Raw genomic sequence first — 17,374 nt, 5'->3', positions numbered from 1 at the left:
TATGTCGAAGTTGACCTTACGTTCTCTCAAGCATAAAAGTTTTAAAAATAAATATGTTGAATTTCTAGATGTTTATAGTCAGTTATTTTCAAATGAAGAATTAAACTTAGCTAACCGGGAAAAAATTTTATCTATAATAGCTTTGTTTAGTAATGTAGAAGATCAACACTTGCGCCAGATTGGGTATAGAATGGCTCTTGAATATTCTAACAAAACTCAAGATTTTACCCCTCTTTATGATTTATCGATTAATTTAGGACTATATCCGGTTACTAATCAACTTAGGACCCTTGAAGACTTTATGTCTATGGAAGCAGGTCTTTTTTTGCCTACAGTAGTTGATGGGTTTATAGAAAATTATCGAAGAAAAGGGGTTGTGTTTACTGAGCAACAGAACCGTTTAAACAATTTTTTTGATTCAAATATTAGAAATACAGCTATCATTGTCGCTCCAACTTCGTATGGGAAATCTGAATTAATTGTGTCTGGGATTAAACAATCACGGGGCAGTAGGGTCTGCATTGTTGTCCCTTCAAAGGCACTTTTAGCACAGACACGAAAAAGAATTCTTGATGAAAAAATCGATTGGGTTAAGCGAATTGTTTCACATCCAGAAATGCATAGAGTGGATGATTACGAATCTGTTTATGTCTTAACACAAGAAAGATTAAGTAGAATCCTTACTGCAGATAAAAAAATGGCTTTTGACTTGGTCTTTGTAGATGAAGCGCACAACATGCTTGCTGCAGGCGACCGTGAGATATTGTTGACTTCGACTATTAAAATTCTTTCTTATCGTAATTCGGATACAGCATTTAAGTTTTTAACCCCTTTTCTTCAAGAGCCTTCTAGTTTGTCATTTAAAGATTCTAACTTTGAATCTTTAAACTATAAAATAAGTGAATATGTTAAGTCCGAAAAGATATTTGTGGCTGACTATAGAGCGTTTGAAAAATCTTTTTCTTATTACGATCATTTTTTTAATCACTTTTTTGAACATGATAATGATGCTGAAAATTATCTAGAACATGTAATTGATTATTCAAAAAATAAAAATATTGTTTATCTTAATAAACCCAAAGATGCTCAAGATTTTGCACGACGGCTTGCAAAAAATCTTCCTAAAATAAATTCATCAACTGCAGAAAAGGCAATTTCTGAAATTGGTGAAGCAATGCATAAAAAATATTTACTTTTGCGTTGCCTCAAAAAAGGCGTTCTTTATCATCATGGCTCAATGCCTGAGGCTGTTCGGAACTATGTCGAATACTTATATACAAGCTGTGACGATATTAAGTATTTGGTATCAACATCTACTTTGTTAGAAGGGGTAAATCTTCCTATTGAAAGAATGTTTTTGCTAGATATCCGTAAAGGTATTCGTAAGATGTCACCTTCTCAGTTTAAGAATTTAATCGGAAGGGTAAATCGTTTTGGGGATATTTTTAGGTCAAATGAAATTAAAGCTATCGAAAAGCTTCAACCGCAAATTCATGTTGTTGGCAGTGATCAATATGGAAGAGTAAAAGCGAATCTTAATTCGTTTGTTACTGAAGTGATGCACGTTACTAAAACGATAAAAGATGAACCGGAAAATATATTATTAGATCCAGTTCAGATAACCGATGACAATAGAGATGAATTTGAGCGTGTGATGACACGTCTTGAAAATATGGAAGAAGGAATATCAGGCAACCCTGATTTGCCGCGTGTTTGTACTGACGCTGGGTTAAAATTACTCGAAAATAATATTTCAGAACTTGATCCACTAGATTGTGAGAATGCTATTCAGAGCGCCTTGGATAATATTTCTGATGAATTCGGGTTGATTGATAATTCTAGACTATTGATGCGGGCAATTTACCAAGCGTTTATTGCTCACCTAGAGACAGACCAATCTAAGAATCGCAACCTAGTGCGCTTAAAAGCAGAAGAAGCCCAGATGTTTTATGCAATGTTTCTTGATTGGAAGATCAGAAGGTATTCATATGCAAGAATGATTAGACAGATGATCGACTATTGGAACCAACTTCCTCCAACAGCGTTAGTGTTTGTAGGGAAATGGGGTGATACAACACAGCCGGAGGGATATTTAGAACATTTTACACGAATTGGAAGTAGTAGTTTTGTTGAGAAAGTAAACTTTGCAATTGTTAGAATTAAGGAAGAAGAAGACTTCTTAGAACATGACTTGTTTAGATTTGTTGAAATTTTAAATGAGCTTGAGATGCTTGATGAGGACTTCTACTTGCTTGCTAAATACGGGACTAATGACCCTAAAGTGATTTCTTTGATAAGAAATGGCTTTAGTAGAACGTTTGCCGAAATGCTTTTAACGGAATATTCAAACTACTTTCAAATTTTAGATGATGATCAATTAAGTTTTAATCCTGAATTACATAATAAGCTTGAAGAAGATGGTGTTGGATATATCCATCGTCAGGAAGTGTTATTAAATGTAGCGGAAGAAAATTAGCTGACAGTGTTGTTTGGATGTGTGGCGTGGGTTGTTTTTTTAGTTCAAAAGTGTAAATAAAGTAGTCAATAGGCGAAGTTTATTTACACTTTTTGTAGAGCTGTCAAAAAAAATCTTTATATTACCTACACATACAATGCTATTTACACTTTTTTCCGTATATAACCCTTCTAGGTCGTCGCCGTTTCATCTATATATTTACCCGAAGGCGTTTTTCGCCTTCGGGTTTTTTTGTATAGTACGAAGATACAAAAGGGATAATCATGTTTGATAGAGCGTTGCTTTTTGACTGGGGTGGAACACTGATGCAGACCATGCCAGTCTACCTTGGTGAAGAGAGAGGTTGGTCAAAAGAACCTGCTGTGGACGGGGCTGTTGAAGCAGTTAAACACGCAAGCAAAAGCTGGCGTGTAGCGTTGGCTACAAATGCTTCTGAATCCAGTGATGATGCAATGCTTGCGGCATTTAAACCGTTGGGAATCAGTGATTGTTTTTCATCGGTATATAGTTTTGGCAGAGCAGGACGCCCAAAACCGTGGGCAGAATTTTGGAGATATGCTCTTAAGGACCTACAACTTCCTGCTGAACGGGTTGTGATGATAGGCGACAGCTATATGGATGACATTTGGGGCGCAACAGAAGTGGGAATGAACGGCATCTGGTTCAACTTGCATAGTGATGAGCGAAAAGAAAAAGCTCGGATGCGCACTATTCATTCATACGCAGAACTGGATGATGCTCTGGCCTCGTTAGGATTCTAGTTGAAGTTGGAAATATGCTGAAGCGAATTTCATGATGATTTGTCATAAAAAAAGCCAAAGGACCACTTCCTTTGGCTTTCTCATTGGGAGGTTAAACTATTCGACCAAGAGAATGGATCAAGTTTTTCCTTAGCGCTCTGTGGCGCCATATTTCACGCTCGTCACTTGTGACGAGATCGCTACGAAGTAATTCCCGCAGTTCGTTTTTTTGTGCCTGCGTAAGATGAAGCATTCGTATGTCGCCTAAGAGTTCCAATGGGTCGGCGTACTGCGCAGGGGCAGGTTGCACGGTGGAATCATGGTACAAAAACACTATATTTGCTTTTGGGGCTTCTGCAAATTGTGTTAAGAAGGCTAACATAAACAATCTCCTTATCCGGAATCCGGAAAGCTATTAGCTGTATTTTTGACCGGGCGCGCAATCGCTATAAATCCGCCCGAAGTAATAAAAAAAAGCCTCTCAAAAATGAGAGGCTGAACGTGTACAAACAGCCTCATGGTTTCCGCAGTGTGCGGTTGGCTTAGCACCTTGCACTATTTAGTAGTACAGGTTGCCGGACAGTCGATGGGCCAAATCCCTCGTGTCCTCTGCATGAGTATGAACTTAGTATGATCCAACTTTTAATAAAGTCAAGCAGTAAATGTGCGAAAGCTGATATTGCTGTTATTGTGGATGGTTATATGCTATATATGAAAGCTATAGCAAGAAAAACAGATTGTTGTTTTTTCTATTCTTAACACAATTGTATCTTTCGACAAAATGCCGGAGAAACCATAAGTGGTGTTTCAGACTTCGATAAGGTAGGTAACGTTAATTGTTGTATGAGCAGATAGTATTCGCAGTATGCCATACTATTTATGGGTTTTTATGTAAGGAGCGAACGCACATATGGCGTTTTTAACAGGCAGACAGCACATGGGCGTTGCGGCAGTTATTATGGCTGTCAGCATCTTCCTGTCGCGATTTATGGGGCTTATTCGTGATAAAGTTATTTCTTTTTATTACGGTGCGTCCATAGAGTCTGATATTTATTTTGCCTCATTTGTTATTCCGGATTTTCTCAATTACCTGCTCGCGGGCGGGTATTTTTCCATTACACTTATCCCGTTACTTGCAGAATATTTTAACAATAGCGAAGAGGACGGCTGGAAGTTTCTTTCCTCTGTGCTGTTCTGGGTGTGTATCGTAATCACGGCCGGTACCTGCGTGGCATGGGTCGGGGCACCGTATTTAGCCAAGATTGCCGCACCGGGATTTGATGCCCCTTCAATTGCGCGTCTTACTTATTTCCTGCGTATTATCTTACCGGCGCAGATCTTTTTTTTACTTGGGTCATGTTTTTCCGGTGTGCTGTATATGCGTAAGCAATTTGTGGTTCCGGCACTTGTTCCCCTTGTGTACAACGCGAGCATCATTATTGGCGGCCTTTTCATGATCGATTACGGCATGGAAGGTTTCTGCTGGGGTGTGCTCTTCGGTGCAGCAACAGGTAGCTTTATGTTGCCATATTTAGCTGTTCGCAACGGAGGATTTCAGTGGCACTTCACCCTGCGTCATCCGGGACTAAAAAAGTTCGTGTTACTTGCGTTGCCGCTTATGATTGGCCAATCTGTTGTTGTTCTTGATGAGCAGTTTGTCCGGATCTTCGGTTCACTCACTGGCGACGGTGCTGTGAGCCTGCTGAACTATTCCCGTCGAATTATGCTCGTGCCGGTAGGCGTTGTTGCGCAAGCCGCAGGTGTAGCCTCATATCCTTTCCTTGCGGCATTAGTTGCCAAGGGAGATACAGAGGCGTTCAACACCACACTCAGCAGAGCATTACGTAATACGATGCTCTTTATTGTGCCTCTTTCATTTTGGATGATCAGCGCCGCAGAGCCAACGCTCCGTCTTATCTTCCAGCAGGGAAGTTTTGGTGTAGAGCAAACTCTTGGCGCGACACCGCTTCTGCAAATTATGCTTGCTTCCGTGGCTTTCTGGGGAGTGCAGCAAATGATAGGGCGCGCTTTCTACGCCCATAAAGATACCATTACCCCTGCGGTAGTGGGGACAGTCATTTCTCTTATTGCAATTCCTGTGTATTGGTACCTTGGAAAAACAATTGGTGTAATGGGTGTTGCAATGGCAGGCACCATGTCTGTTGTACTCTATACTTTGGCTCTTTCTGCCGTCTGGAAGCGTAGATTTGGTGGCGACGCCTTTAAGGGCGTGGTGCGCATGTTTTTGCTTTCAGCAGTGCTGTGTGTGCCTGCAATGGTGGCATCAGTTTATGTAGTGCAGCAGATTCCTCTCTTGTTGGACGGAAGGCCGTTAACCGGAGCCTTTGTGTCATTGGCCGTAAGCGGAACCCTTTTCTGTGTACTGTACATGTGCACATCAATGTTGCTTGCACCTAAAGCGATTGAGCCGATTGTGACCTTTGTTCGTAAGCGTATATTGCGACGTGCATAGGGTTTAAAAATCATCAAGGCACTATGCCTCTTGATTAGTTATCGGGCATGATGTGGTATCGTTTCGTAATAATCAGCTGACTAAAGTTCTAAACCTCAAAAATCCCTTCGTATTAACGAAGGGATTTTTTTTATGCTCTTTGTAGCAATGCGCGAGATGACAATTTCTTAATGATACTCCACAAATAACATGTAAGCCGAGTCAGGTGTGTTTAACTATTACTAAGAACATAGATGGTTATGCCATCGCTGTTTTCTGATGATCATTCATAGACAAGCAGCAGTACTAGGATGGCAGGGATGTGCAACATATCCACGCTAGGCGCAAATGTTTTCGAGATTGAATCAGGAGAGTTTAAGGTCATCGTGCAGGTTTTTTTATGGCTGCAACTAGAGGTGCAAATGGAATCATTGTCCGCATTAAAACATAAACTTGAAGCATGGGGCGAGGGATCCTTGTCGCATGATTTTCAACTGCGTGTCATTGATGCCATTAAGCCTGCTCTCTCAATGAGTATTGTTGTTGCACTGGCTTTTTATCTCGATTTTAAGCAACCATACTGGGCAGCATTCGCCGTACTTATGATGAGTTTTTCAACAACAGGGCAGGCTTATCGCCGAGCTCTTGTGGGAATCCCCGGTACTCTCATCGGTGGAACGGTTGCATTGGCTATTTTTTCCATTTTTCCTCAACAGCCAATTTTCCTGTTTCCGATACTGATAATTTACTGTGGTATTTGCATGTACTTTTTGCAGGCGTGTAAGGTTAACGGGTATTTTTTCTTCACCATCTCTTTTGTGTGTCTCGTGGTTATTACGACCGCAATTCCTCAAAGTGATAAAGTTTTTGTATATGCTTTGGCGCGGCTTGAAGAAACCTGTCTGGGAATGACCGTGTACACAGCGGTTACACTGCTTTTATGGCGTCGCAGTGCGTGGCCGATTCTTCAAGAACAAGTCGGTATAATGACCAGTCTTCATGCTGAATTGTTTAAAGAACAAATGAGAAGAGTTCAGACTAAGAGTAAAAAAGAGGTGTTTGCTTTACAGAGAAAGGCATTTCGAGCTTTAGATAAAACTGAAGAGCTTGTCGGATTTGCGATTGCAGATTCCTATAACGTTTGGGAAAACCGCGATGATTGGCACTCTTTTATTGTTCATTCCCGTGAACTTGTTCGGGCACAGTTGCGATGGGGGTGGGTTGTTCCTGAGCTACGTAAGGACTACATGCAGGATTCTCTGCCGGATTTGGCCTCAAAAGTGGGACAGATGGAGACAAGACTTATCGCGATGAAGCAAGGGTCACATGCAGAGCATTTATTAAATTTTCCTGAGGCAATCTCCTTAAAGCGTGATGAATCAGCCTTTCAGAAGCTTCCGCATTATTTGCAAGCTCAGGTGCTAGTTGTACAGGAGGCGTTTAATGAGATGGGAAATCTGGTTCACGCGATAATGCATTATCACTGTTTTTTTCACGATAATTCCTTGGAACGACCCAAGCCGTTTATAGTAAAAAATACGTGGGAATTTCCTTTGAATTATGAATACGTAATGTATGCATTCCGAAGTGCTGTGCTTTTTTCTATGACTGTAATTATTTGGTTTTTCTTGTATCCTCCGGGGTTGGATAACGCGCAGTTTTTAATGCTTGGTGGGGCGTTTTCGCTGATCTCGGTATTTGTGAAGACTAATGCTCCGTTGCGGGATGGAATTTATTATGTATCAGCTGCCATAATTGCCATTGTGGTGTATGTGCTGACACTCCAGCATATGACAACATATTACGAGTTGGGAACGCTTATTTTTTGCATGACTTTTGTGGTCTATTTTGTGTGTATAAAAGCGAATCAGGCACTATTTAAGTTGGCGATGATGCTTGCATGGCTTTCGCTTCCTAGATTTTCCAATGTGCAGACTTACGATTTTACGATGATTCTCAATAGTGGGATGGCAATGGCGGTTGCCGGTATTTTGGTGAGTATTGGTTTGTATATTACATCATACCCCATTCCGGAACGGCGTTTTATGCAAGCGAGAAGGCGTTTTTTTTTCAAGTGCAATATATTTGTTAGACATAATGCCAAGAGCGCTTTCGGGCGAGATAACTTTTCTTGAACGTGTGCGGCTAAGAGCATGTTTACAGAACTTTGTCCGTATTCCGCAGGCCATGCTGAGTATTGCAGAGCTGATGGATGAAAAGCGTATAGGTATTCCACGAAAGCGCATAGGCGAGGTAATCTTTTCCTTTGAGTTGTTGGGGGAAGCACTTTTTTCTTTGTACCTGACCCACAAAAAAGAACGGAATTTTCCGATACCGGACGAGTTGTTGGATATGTTGAATGATTGGCGCCATGCAAAGATTGCTACATTTGAATTGTTGGAACACAAAGTTTTTTCACCGAGTTTTGATCCGGACAAGATTCAGAAAAGTGTCCGGCGGCGATTGCAAGGGCTTGAGCACGCAATAGAGCGTTTAAATAAGCAGGCAGATATGGAAGGGCAGGCTGTTAGCCAGCAGGGAAATGAATTTTTTTACCTGTTGCTTGGGCGTAATCGCGGTTTATCAAATGCGATGATCGAATACATGGTTGCCTCAAAGGCTATTGGTTGGAACAAATGGGTACAACCGCGTTTTTAGGAGGATCTATGCCACATGAATTATCCTTTATAGGGATCTATTTTTCACCATTACTGGCAAATTTTATTTTAGGGGTAACGTGTGCTTTGGGTACGGCATTTGTCTTAAACTATTTTCGGATTTCTCAGTATGTCGGCTACCCACCACTTGTGTTTATTTCATTGGTAGTGCTCTACACATGCTTGTTAAGTAAGTATGTAATTCCTGCATAACAGAGGGTTATGAGTATGAGGCGTCTTTTTCAATGGTTTCTCACATGTGCTTTTGTAGCAACAGCAATTGTTGTTCTTTTGGTGCGCTATGAGGATTTTTTGATTAAGCCGTGGACGCGTGATGGGCAGGTGCAGGCAGACATCATTACAATCGCTTCACGTGTGACGGGGCCTATTGTTTTTGTAGGATTTAGAGACAATCAGTATGTGAAAAAAGGTGAGCTGTTGTTCACTGTAGATAAGAGTACGTTTATTGCGACTGTAAATCAGGCTAAAGCGCAGTTGAAAGTGGATGAAGCGAATGCTGCGGAAGCATTGGATGTACTTATGCGTTCCCGTAAGCTTGTTGAGGAAGATGTTGACGCAATCGCTCGTCAGGCACTTGTTCAGTATGAATATGCCTGGCAGGCAGCAGATGCAAAAGTTAACGAATCAAAAGCATTACTGGAAACAGCACAGTTGGATTTGAATTTCACGGACGTATATGCACCCGTGTCCGGATACATAACGAACTATAGTTTATATAAAGGCACAATGTCTGTGGCAGATGTTCCTTTAGTTTCTATTGTCGATGCCTCTACGTATTGGATTTATGCGTATTTCAGAGAGACTGAGATTCGGAATATTCGTAAAGGGGATAAGGCAGAGGTTACACTTATGGGGTATCCTGAAACGCCAATTCTGGGAGTGGTTCAAAGCTTGGGGTGGGGCATATACCAATCAAACAGTAGCTTAGGGCAAAACTTACTGCCGGAAGTTAACGCAACGTTTGAGTGGATTCGCCTTGCCCAGCGTATTCCGATCAGAATTTACCTAACCCATATCCCGCCTAATGTTCGACTCCGTGTGGGGACAACAGCATCTATTCTGATAGACACTGACGCACGCGGTGAGGTGTATAGGGAAGATGGTGAGGTTCGCCAAAGCGTCAGACAAAAAAAGACCGGCTATTAGACCGGTCTTTATGTGTGATTGTATCTCTGTGGAAGAAGGATATCTTCAGCAGTATTGATTTTTATTGAACATGCCGTACTTGGCATCTGTTCGTGTAGCCAGGCTATTGTTCAAGTCCGCCTTCAGGCTCAGCGAAGAAAGTTTCGGTGAGATCAGTTTCTTCTGTTTCAATCGTTGTTAATTTTTCATCAAGCCATTGTCGCAACGCCTGTGCGGTGTGGTAATTCATGACAATGCGTGAGTGAACATCTCGTACAAGAGTCTTTTGATCTGTCTGAACGATGAGCTCCGGCCCTAATGTTCCATCTGGATTTATGTTCCGTTCAGAGAAAGAGGGGAGCTTGTCAGATTCTGTATAGAAGTTCATTTCTATTTCGCCCTGCGAGTTCACTCCGCCCCATACACCATGCGTGTATTGTTGTTTAATGCCTTCGCGGATGTCATATTCGAAACGAATTTTTGATGGAAGTTTAAAATTGCGGGGCATTATATTCTCCTGCACGTGATTGTTTTTTATTGCAGCTACCTTTGGTAACTACGCGAGAAATAGCATGTTAAGATGTTAAGCAATATACACAGGTGTATCATTGTTAGCAAAGGCTTCTCCGGGCTGTGGGGCTTGACTGATTTGCTGTTATACAGCACAGTCACGGCTTACGAAATCAACCATCTCGGGAGAGGATCATGGCTGAATATACAAGCGAAAATCTTGAAGCAAAACCGTATTTTGATATTGAATTATTGTTGAAGTTGAGTCAGGAGACTCGTGTAGACGGTGAGCTGATGGATAAGATGTCTGCTTTATGGGAAAAGTGGCTTAACCACCTTACCGTAAAGAAAATTAAAGTAGGAAAAATCCAGTACCTCGCCATCTGGCTTGATGAGGAAGTGGAAAAAGATACTGACGGCGCATGGGATGAATCACCATCTGATGCGTTTATGATTACCAACCTTGCGCAGGCGTTTGTGATGGGTAGCATCCACTCCATTCTTCCAGACGTTGAAAATGCAGGTTGTGCTCCGGCACCAAGACCGACTGACGGCCTTGTGGACGCTATGGAAGATATCGGTTGTCCATACAACGACAACGCTTCCGCACTTTCACGCCGTTACGCAGTACTTACTTTTTACCCATTCAAGGGTGCATGTGACATTTGTTACCTGCAGCCGGACTGCCCTAAAGGGAACGGGCAAGATCAGGGAAGCGGTAGTCTTACCATTCCTGGTTTCGAATCCGACTCTAAGTAACAGTACGAAGTATTATGAATTTGAATTAACCCGTAGTTGCACATGTAACTGCGGGTTTTTTCGTATCCACTCAAGCAATTGCGCAGCAGATATGGATGTATCATCCAGATACGCTGTGGAAATTGATTCAGGCACTTCCTCAACAGCACGTTCCAGCTTTCCAGCAGAAATGGTGATGCCTTTTTTCAGTATCTGTAATCCCTTATCTTCCATAATAGCATTGAAAAGTAAGAGCGTTACTGTGCCTTCAGTTATTTTTTGAACTGGTTCCGTGTTCTGATAGGTAATGCCGCTGCGCATTCCGGAAATAGGGCTGTTGCGGACCATTGTCATTCCTGCAACGCCCGGTGCCACAGCACCAAGCGCAATACGGGCATCAGCAGGAACACTAGCTGTGTCCAGATCATCCACAGGTTTGCCATTAATAAAAATGGTTTTAACCTGTGCGTCAATGTACTCCGCATCAAACTCAAGGCGCTGTGTCAAAAAGTTCATCATGCTATCGCCAATATCAGCAGTCACCTCTGAAGGTGACTGCGTAAGATATCGCCAAGTGGCGTGCGCCAGAGGTGTATTTTCAATTGTAAGATTCAGTTGCGTCATTGTTGCACCTTTGCGCAGCCTCGCCCGATGTTAATGGCGGGAATTTTCGGATAATACGTGGTGATATTCTTCACCGTAAATTTTAAGCATAACCATTACAAAACTCAGGATAAGCGGGCCGTACAGAATGCCGAGCATGCCGAAAGCTTTCAATCCGCCAAGGATAGACAGGAAGATGAAAAATACGGATACACCGGCGCTTTCACGCATGAAGTATGGACGTAAAAAGCTGTCGATTGCTGCAACGGGAATTGCGCCCCAAAGCACCATAAATAATGCTGGCTGCCAGCCGGAAGTGACAAGCAAGTAGAGGCTTGCCGGAATCCAGACAATACCAGTACCGGCAATAGGGATCAGTGAGCAAAAACTCATCACGGTTCCCCAGAACAGTGGGGTAATACCGACAAAGGCAAGCCCGATGCCGCCAACAATGCCCTGAATGATTGCTACGAGTAGACCACCAACCAGCACGGAGCGGGAAGTGGAGCGTAATGTATTAATCAATGCATCTTCCTGAGACTCACGCATAGGCCATAAATATTTGAGTCCTGCAATCATTCTGCTTCCGTCTTTGAGTAAGAAAAAGACGATCAACAGCATAAGAAGGAATTTTGCAACAAAGTTCAAAGTATCACCCAGAGCTGATGTGCCGAAGGATACAAGATACTGGCCGACTGTCTTGGAAATGGTTGCAAGATACGATTTTATTGCAGTTTCGTTTATATCAAAGAATGGCAGTTGTTCGTGGAACCACTGTAGCGCCGGGTTGTGTTGAATGTCAGAAAGGAATGAGTCTGACTGTGATTGCTGGAGCCATATTGTGACTGCGTGTACACTGTCAACAGCCTGAGGAATAAGGCTGGCAATGAAGAAGCTCATTGGTATCGCTATGCAAAGAATAAGAAGAAGCATAGCAATGGTGGATGCCCATATTTCACGGCCATTCACTAAGTTCAGAATGCGCTTGTAGATAGGATAACAGCAGGCTGCGACGACAATAGACAAAATTATTGTGTGTAGAAAAGGCGCAGCAATGAGGTATACCAGATACAAGGAGAACACGAGTAAGAGAATGGTGAAGTAACGGAACAGGTTGTTACGAGGAAATTTAAGGATAGGCCCTATGTGATCGGGCTTACAGGGCGAAATATTTTTTTTTGTTTCTTCAGTCATAATCAGGGGTTTTATCCATATATAGGTTCATACGCAAAGACAGGATACCTGTGCGTTTTTCAAGTCAAGTTGTGGGATATAGTAGCCGTAATATAGAGTAACCGCCAATGAAAAATGCTGAGTTATACTTTGTTACAGGTAACTTATTATCTGATTAGTTTTCGTTCAGAGTGGGAAGTGGCATGAGTTGCAGACGATACTCGTTGTAGTCTCCCCATGTTCTGTCTTCCAACTCTTCAATGGCTCCCACATTTTTTTGAAAAAGGGCGATTGCTATGCGGTCAATAATGCGAATCTGCATACGTGCATCATCGACATGAATGGCAGGCGGAAGGTCACCGGACATCATGAGCGTTTCCATATTGAAGCGTTGGAGTTTTATTGTGAACTCGTTTGCATCGAAAATGGCTTTGTAGAGACGACGCCTGCGCTTTTCAAGGTGTTCCAGAAGTGATGTGTTCGTTTGGTCCAGACTTGGGGAAAGTGAAGTCAGAATGCTAACCCATGTGGCGAGCATAGAGTGGAACAGTGGGTCATGCGGCATGGTTGCCATGAAAAATTGTAAGAGCGCAGAATACAGGAACGGTGAATCCGGTATGTTTGCAGTGCGTAGATAGCTACGTGTCGCTATAGATACCGACTCAGCACTGTCAGGCATAGACTCCATAAGAAACGAAACAGTTGTATCTTTAAGGTGTAGGCGTGTAATGAAGTCATTCCACATCCATTCCGGTATAGGGAATGTGCATGAATGCTCTGCTTCGTGAAGAACCATACAAGGCGTGCCTGTTATAAGGCGAGAAACAAGTTGGGCTACATCTTCACTGGAAAGTGGCGTTGTAAGAACAGGCTCCAGTGCATGAAGCAGTTTTTTATCCGGAAAAATTATGTATTCGAAAAAAGGCTCAACGTCTGGATTGTCGCACTCAGCGACAAGTGGTTCAAGCTCAGAAAGAGTGCAGACGCCAAGGACTACTTCAGCATATTCCTTGACGTCTGCTGTGAATTTCTGCCCATTCATCAGCCAGTGACTGAGTATGGAGTAGATCGTTTCGATAGTGGTTTGCATGGAATGCAATCTAGTTCCCGGAAATTAATCGTTCTGCTTTTTTACATCATCCCAGAGCGCATCTTTTTCTTCAAAAGAGAGGTCTGAAAAAACTAAGTCGCGTTCATGGGCGAGAGCTTCCATTTTTTCGAATCGATCAAGGAATTTTAAGTTGGTTCTATCAAGAGCGGTGTTTGCTTTAATGCCTTTACGTCTGCCAAGCTCTACCAGCGTAAAGAGCACATCGCCGAATTCTGCTTCAATAGCTTCGGTGTCGCCGGACTCAATAGCCGCAGCAAATTCTTTCCATTCGGACTCATACTGTTTTTCTACGTCGGTGTACTCATTCCAAGTAAACCCGACGCGAGCAGCTTTGGAGTTCAAACGGTAGGCTTTGAGCAGGGAAGGAAGTCCTTTAGGAAGGCTGTCAAAGGTGCCCTTTGGCTTGTCTTCGTCGCTTCCTTTCTTTTCTGCACGTTTAATCTTTTCCCAGTTAGCCCAAATCTCTTCAACGTTCTGTACGTCCATTTCACCGAACACGTGCGGGTGACGGCGAATCATTTTGGATGCGTTTTCCTGCATGGAATCTGCAAGGGTGAAGCCTTCTTTTTCGTACATATTGCTGATGAAGAGTACGAGGAACATGACATCGCCCATTTCTTCGCGTACATCTACATTCTTACCGCTGCGAATGGCATCTACCAGTTCGTAGGTTTCTTCCAGCAGGTAGTCGCATAAAGTTTGTGGAGTCTGTTCTTTGTCCCAAGGGCATCCGTTTTCACCGAGGAGCTCGTCAATAACGTTCCGCAGGGCAAGCAGGGATTCAGTAGTACTTTTATTCATTGTTTTGCTCATCGTTTTCTTTGGTTACGGGATGGTTTAATAGTAGATACACACAAAAAAGCCCTTGTCTAGGCAAGGGCAGTTAATCGTAAAGTTGTGTTTATAACGTAGCGGGAATAAACTGCCGTAGCATATCTGTTACTAAGCTTAGATGGGGTACGATAATAGAGGTCTGTACGACCTGTGCATTAGGGAAGAAATGTAAGGTGAACGCAAGAATAATGCAGCAAAGCAGCAAACCCTTAGCACCACCGAGTACACCACCGAAAGAGTAATCAAGCCACGCAGCACCGGCAGCACCGATGATTTTACGGAGTATGCCCGCAACAATGGCGACAACAAGTAGCACACCAACAAAGATGAGAGCATATGCTGCAACGCCGACCCATTGATGGTCAATAAAAGATTCAAGATGGATCGTAAGCTGTTCGTAATAATTGTTGGCTAGAATAAAGCCACCAACAACGCCGCCAATGGATGTTGCTTCCAGAATTAGACCGCGAAAAAATCCGCGAACACAGAAAAATCCAGTAATTACGATAAATATGAGATCAAGATAGTTCATGCAGTGCCTACAAAAAGTAAATCGGTTTTGAATCTCCATATGTCGTAGCACAAAAAAAAACGTTGGAAAAGACAGCTATTTACACAATTGCAATTGCGTTTGGCGGTAACTATAGGTACTTATTATCTAAATAGTTTTGTACTACTTTGTTATTTGCGTGTTGTTATTAGGGGATAATAAAAGACCATGACGATTTCTAGCCTCGAAGTAGGGCAGACTCTCTCTGGTGATGTGCATATTGCCAATGGGAGAAGGCTGTTTTCATCTGGACATGTTATTACCGAGCAGACCTTACGTGTGCTCAAAATTTGGGGTGTAAGAGAGCTTCCACTAGAAGAGCTTTCTGATGAAGATTTTGCGGATATGCTTTCCAATGAAGAATGTACCGTTCTTGCTGACAGATCAGCAGGCGGAATACAAACCTTGTATGGTGATATCGACACTGAAGTATTTCCGGTTTCTTGTTTGCTAAAAGACTCAATTAGACTGGCAAATAGTTGCGGAAAAAATTGTGACGGTTTTTTTGCATATCTGTATCCACCTTATTCGACCGAAATACAGACCGTTAGCAGTAATGACCTTGTATCGCATGTTAGCCTAGACGATTTTTTTTCAGGATATGACGACTTTCCTAAAGACTTTTTCACATTTACGAATATGCTAAATGATGTCTATGTAACATCTGAGGCTGTAGTATCTGCAATAGAGAAAGACAACAAAGTAAAGTGTAAATTGCTTAAGATATGTGATGCTTTGATTCATGTATCAAACTGCGAAGTTAAATCAATTTATAGTTGTACTGCTTTTTTGGGAAACAGGACTGTATTGTATTTGGCAATTATGCTAGTATACATACATCATGTGCAAGAGTCTTATAACTCAAAAGTGATAATGCATCATGGTAGATGCAGCATTACAACAGGTATTGCCGCACGCTATATTGTTGCTGCTGTAGGCGTATATGGAAGAGAATGTTTTTTCTCTAATGGATTGCTACGAGACATAGGTTGTATATTCTACAGCCGTGGCTTTGCATCTACATATGATAAAGTACGTGATCAAGTGCTGTGCAGTGGAGCAGAATTGTGTGCAGTAGAAGAACTGTATATGGGGATGAACCATGCAGAACTTGGTGGCAATATTCTAAAACGGCTTGGTTTTCCTGCTTCTATGGAAAAAAGTGTGCGTGAGCACCATATTTCATTCAGTGAAGTGAATACTAAAGAATACGCTGTAATGCATGTCGCAGAGGTGATTGCAAAGGCACTTACATTTGATCCCGTTTACGATGTTCCTCTACCGTCTGTAGATTTAGATGCGTGGAAAATGTTGAATATTACGGAAGCAACTCTTTCTGAACTTGTGAATATTATTTATCTGAAGTCTAAAGAAATTATACGGTTGGCATATGGAGAATAAAACAGCACCTTCCGGTGTCGAGTATCTTGAAGATCGAGTCGCGCGACTGGAAGATCAGGCGCGATTTACTCTGGATGCGCTGGAGTTAGCTGCATCACTTGGTGATTTTCAGGTGAGTATCAGTTCGCTGCATGAACCCACACTGTTGTTGCATGAGGTGGCATCGCGTGCGGCAACTATTACACCTTTTACTGTCTCTGCTGTGTATCTGGTTGATGAGGGCACTTCTGACTTTTATTTGGCCTATTCAGACCAGCAGTACTGGAAAGAAAAAATTGAGGCTGCTACCAATTCATTTATTGATAGCGGCATGTTTTCTTTCGCCCTTAAAGAGGGACGTCCGGTTGTAGTACATGCTGCGGATTTAGAGCGCAGAGTACTGCTTCATGTTCTGGAAACATCTTCCCGTGTGCGGGGAATGTTTGTTGGGATTTTTCCTGAAGGGGCAAAAAACCTTACAGCTATAGAAATGGCATTACTTTCTATAGTATGTAAAAACTGTGCCTATGCTGTTGAGGTCTTTGAGCTTTACAAATGTTTTAGAAGCGGTGGCGAAGATGTCGTTGCTTTCTCAGACTCTCTTCCGGCAGGGGTACTTGACATAGACGAATGCGGACGCATTCTTTTTGCAAACAAAATTGCTGGAAAGTTACTGGGCAGTGTTGCTACGCCGGAAAAAAGTCATTTCATAGATTTTCTAATTCCCGAAGAGCGGGATCGCATAGCGTCGCTACTCATCAGTTGCTTCGCTTTTGGTGTGCCTGCTTTAGAATATCAAACAGAAACACTCGCCAAACCTCAAAGCACCATGCGTACCCAGACAGTACTTGAGACTGTTGAGGGGCAGAAGGTTGTAAGTCTTCACATTACCCCGTTACAACGGAACGGCAGTATTGTGTTGCGAGGAGTATTGGCACCAGCAGACGAAATGCATACGGGGTCAGAACTGGTAGAGGGAATGTAGTACCTGAAGGGATAGGCAT

17 protein-coding genes and 1 riboswitch are annotated in these 17,374 nt (G+C 42.5%); of the genes, 10 read left to right on the top strand and 7 right to left on the bottom strand.

Going from position 1 to position 17,374, the window contains the following annotated elements; all coding sequences use genetic code 11:
• The first annotated feature begins 1 nt into the window (after nt 1).
• On the top strand, nt 2–2,476 hold the full coding sequence (locus MKHDV_RS09350; RefSeq protein ID WP_160714598.1) for a DEAD/DEAH box helicase family protein: 2,475 nt from the start codon (nt 2–4) through the stop codon (nt 2,474–2,476).
• 263 nt (nt 2,477–2,739) lie between these two features.
• A complete protein-coding gene (locus tag MKHDV_RS09345; RefSeq protein ID WP_160714596.1) occupies nt 2,740–3,237 on the top strand; it encodes an HAD family hydrolase in 498 nt (165 codons plus the stop codon).
• Between the two features lie 91 nt (nt 3,238–3,328).
• Here MKHDV_RS09345 and MKHDV_RS09340 read toward each other — a convergent pair whose 3' ends face one another.
• Nucleotides 3,329–3,598, bottom strand: coding sequence for a hypothetical protein (locus MKHDV_RS09340; RefSeq protein ID WP_160714594.1), 270 nt, complete (start codon nt 3,596–3,598; stop codon nt 3,329–3,331).
• A gap of 130 nt (nt 3,599–3,728) precedes the next feature.
• Nucleotides 3,729–3,836: riboswitch (SAM riboswitch) on the bottom strand.
• A gap of 290 nt (nt 3,837–4,126) precedes the next feature.
• On the opposite strand from MKHDV_RS09340, the gene murJ reads away from it, so the two are divergent.
• The 5 genes from murJ (at nt 4,127) to MKHDV_RS09315 (ending at nt 9,492) form a co-directional block, all read left to right on the top strand.
• Nucleotides 4,127–5,689 (top strand): murein biosynthesis integral membrane protein MurJ, encoded by a 1,563-nt coding sequence (gene murJ / locus MKHDV_RS09335; RefSeq protein WP_160714592.1) that lies wholly within the window; start codon nt 4,127–4,129, stop codon nt 5,687–5,689.
• A gap of 290 nt (nt 5,690–5,979) precedes the next feature.
• On the top strand, nt 5,980–7,803 hold the full coding sequence (locus tag MKHDV_RS09330; RefSeq protein WP_371416025.1) for an FUSC family protein: 1,824 nt from the start codon (nt 5,980–5,982) through the stop codon (nt 7,801–7,803).
• Nucleotides 7,766–8,326 (top strand): hypothetical protein, encoded by a 561-nt coding sequence (locus MKHDV_RS09325; RefSeq protein WP_216846903.1) that lies wholly within the window; start codon nt 7,766–7,768, stop codon nt 8,324–8,326. The genes MKHDV_RS09330 and MKHDV_RS09325 overlap by 38 nt, the downstream gene beginning before the upstream one ends.
• Nucleotides 8,305–8,538 carry a DUF1656 domain-containing protein gene (locus MKHDV_RS09320; RefSeq protein ID WP_371416024.1) on the top strand — a complete coding sequence of 78 codons (234 nt, stop codon included), beginning with the start codon at nt 8,305–8,307 and terminating at the stop codon, nt 8,536–8,538. The genes MKHDV_RS09325 and MKHDV_RS09320 overlap by 22 nt, the downstream gene beginning before the upstream one ends.
• A 15-nt stretch (nt 8,539–8,553) precedes the next feature.
• A complete protein-coding gene (locus MKHDV_RS09315; protein WP_216846899.1) occupies nt 8,554–9,492 on the top strand; it encodes an HlyD family secretion protein in 939 nt (312 codons plus the stop codon).
• A 103-nt stretch (nt 9,493–9,595) separates the two neighbouring features.
• Here MKHDV_RS09315 and MKHDV_RS09310 read toward each other — a convergent pair whose 3' ends face one another.
• Nucleotides 9,596–9,979: a hypothetical protein gene (locus tag MKHDV_RS09310; protein ID WP_160714582.1), complete on the bottom strand. Its 384-nt coding sequence runs from the start codon at nt 9,977–9,979 to the stop codon at nt 9,596–9,598.
• A gap of 197 nt (nt 9,980–10,176) precedes the next feature.
• Between MKHDV_RS09310 and MKHDV_RS09305 the strand changes: the two genes are divergently transcribed.
• A complete protein-coding gene (locus MKHDV_RS09305) occupies nt 10,177–10,740 on the top strand; it encodes a hypothetical protein (RefSeq protein WP_160714580.1) in 564 nt (187 codons plus the stop codon).
• Between the two features lie 12 nt (nt 10,741–10,752).
• On the opposite strand, the gene MKHDV_RS09300 is transcribed toward MKHDV_RS09305, so the two are convergent.
• The 5 genes from MKHDV_RS09300 to MKHDV_RS09280 all read right to left on the bottom strand — a co-directional run bounded on the left by MKHDV_RS09300 (nt 10,753) and on the right by MKHDV_RS09280 (nt 14,972).
• Nucleotides 10,753–11,343, bottom strand: a complete 591-nt coding sequence (locus MKHDV_RS09300; protein ID WP_160714578.1) for a hypothetical protein — start codon at nt 11,341–11,343, stop codon at nt 10,753–10,755.
• Nucleotides 11,344–11,373: 30 nt separating this feature from the next.
• On the bottom strand, nt 11,374–12,516 hold the full coding sequence (locus MKHDV_RS09295) for an AI-2E family transporter (RefSeq protein ID WP_160714576.1): 1,143 nt from the start codon (nt 12,514–12,516) through the stop codon (nt 11,374–11,376).
• A 154-nt stretch (nt 12,517–12,670) separates the two neighbouring features.
• Complete coding sequence (locus MKHDV_RS09290) at nt 12,671–13,585, bottom strand: hypothetical protein (RefSeq protein ID WP_160714574.1); 915 nt, start codon at nt 13,583–13,585, stop codon at nt 12,671–12,673.
• 24 nt (nt 13,586–13,609) lie between these two features.
• Nucleotides 13,610–14,407, bottom strand: a complete 798-nt coding sequence (gene mazG, locus MKHDV_RS09285; RefSeq protein ID WP_160714572.1) for a nucleoside triphosphate pyrophosphohydrolase — start codon at nt 14,405–14,407, stop codon at nt 13,610–13,612.
• A 100-nt stretch (nt 14,408–14,507) separates the two neighbouring features.
• Complete coding sequence (locus tag MKHDV_RS09280; RefSeq protein WP_160714570.1) at nt 14,508–14,972, bottom strand: CvpA family protein; 465 nt, start codon at nt 14,970–14,972, stop codon at nt 14,508–14,510.
• A gap of 186 nt (nt 14,973–15,158) precedes the next feature.
• Between MKHDV_RS09280 and MKHDV_RS09275 the strand changes: the two genes are divergently transcribed.
• Both MKHDV_RS09275 and MKHDV_RS09270 read left to right on the top strand, forming a co-directional pair.
• A complete protein-coding gene (locus tag MKHDV_RS09275) occupies nt 15,159–16,391 on the top strand; it encodes an HDOD domain-containing protein (protein WP_160714568.1) in 1,233 nt (410 codons plus the stop codon).
• Nucleotides 16,381–17,355, top strand: a complete 975-nt coding sequence (locus MKHDV_RS09270) for a GAF domain-containing protein (RefSeq protein ID WP_160714566.1) — start codon at nt 16,381–16,383, stop codon at nt 17,353–17,355. The genes MKHDV_RS09275 and MKHDV_RS09270 overlap by 11 nt, the downstream gene beginning before the upstream one ends.
• Nucleotides 17,356–17,374: the final 19 nt, after the last annotated feature.

Source organism: Halodesulfovibrio sp. MK-HDV, assembly GCF_009914765.1.
GTDB lineage: Bacteria > Desulfobacterota > Desulfovibrionia > Desulfovibrionales > Desulfovibrionaceae > Halodesulfovibrio.
The sequence above is the reverse complement of the archived record's forward strand: the minus strand, read 5'-3'. Positions and strand labels throughout refer to the sequence as shown.

Coding starts and splice junctions, on each gene's coding strand:
- MKHDV_RS09325 (WP_216846903.1), top strand. CDS start 7,766: ATGCCAAGAGCGCTTTCGGGCGAGATAACTTTTCTTGAACGTGTGCGG.
- MKHDV_RS09310 (WP_160714582.1), bottom strand. CDS start 9,979: ATGCCCCGCAATTTTAAACTTCCATCAAAAATTCGTTTCGAATATGAC.
- MKHDV_RS09350 (WP_160714598.1), top strand. CDS start 2: ATGTCGAAGTTGACCTTACGTTCTCTCAAGCATAAAAGTTTTAAAAAT.
- MKHDV_RS09315 (WP_216846899.1), top strand. CDS start 8,554: ATGAGGCGTCTTTTTCAATGGTTTCTCACATGTGCTTTTGTAGCAACA.
- MKHDV_RS09300 (WP_160714578.1), bottom strand. CDS start 11,343: ATGACGCAACTGAATCTTACAATTGAAAATACACCTCTGGCGCACGCC.
- MKHDV_RS09340 (WP_160714594.1), bottom strand. CDS start 3,598: ATGTTAGCCTTCTTAACACAATTTGCAGAAGCCCCAAAAGCAAATATA.
- MKHDV_RS09320 (WP_371416024.1), top strand. CDS start 8,305: ATGGGTACAACCGCGTTTTTAGGAGGATCTATGCCACATGAATTATCC.
- MKHDV_RS09280 (WP_160714570.1), bottom strand. CDS start 14,972: ATGAACTATCTTGATCTCATATTTATCGTAATTACTGGATTTTTCTGT.
- MKHDV_RS09305 (WP_160714580.1), top strand. CDS start 10,177: ATGGCTGAATATACAAGCGAAAATCTTGAAGCAAAACCGTATTTTGAT.
- MKHDV_RS09330 (WP_371416025.1), top strand. CDS start 5,980: ATGGCAGGGATGTGCAACATATCCACGCTAGGCGCAAATGTTTTCGAG.
- MKHDV_RS09270 (WP_160714566.1), top strand. CDS start 16,381: ATGGAGAATAAAACAGCACCTTCCGGTGTCGAGTATCTTGAAGATCGA.
- murJ (WP_160714592.1), top strand. CDS start 4,127: ATGGCGTTTTTAACAGGCAGACAGCACATGGGCGTTGCGGCAGTTATT.
- MKHDV_RS09275 (WP_160714568.1), top strand. CDS start 15,159: ATGACGATTTCTAGCCTCGAAGTAGGGCAGACTCTCTCTGGTGATGTG.
- MKHDV_RS09290 (WP_160714574.1), bottom strand. CDS start 13,585: ATGCAAACCACTATCGAAACGATCTACTCCATACTCAGTCACTGGCTG.
- MKHDV_RS09295 (WP_160714576.1), bottom strand. CDS start 12,516: ATGACTGAAGAAACAAAAAAAAATATTTCGCCCTGTAAGCCCGATCAC.
- mazG (WP_160714572.1), bottom strand. CDS start 14,407: ATGAATAAAAGTACTACTGAATCCCTGCTTGCCCTGCGGAACGTTATT.
- MKHDV_RS09345 (WP_160714596.1), top strand. CDS start 2,740: ATGTTTGATAGAGCGTTGCTTTTTGACTGGGGTGGAACACTGATGCAG.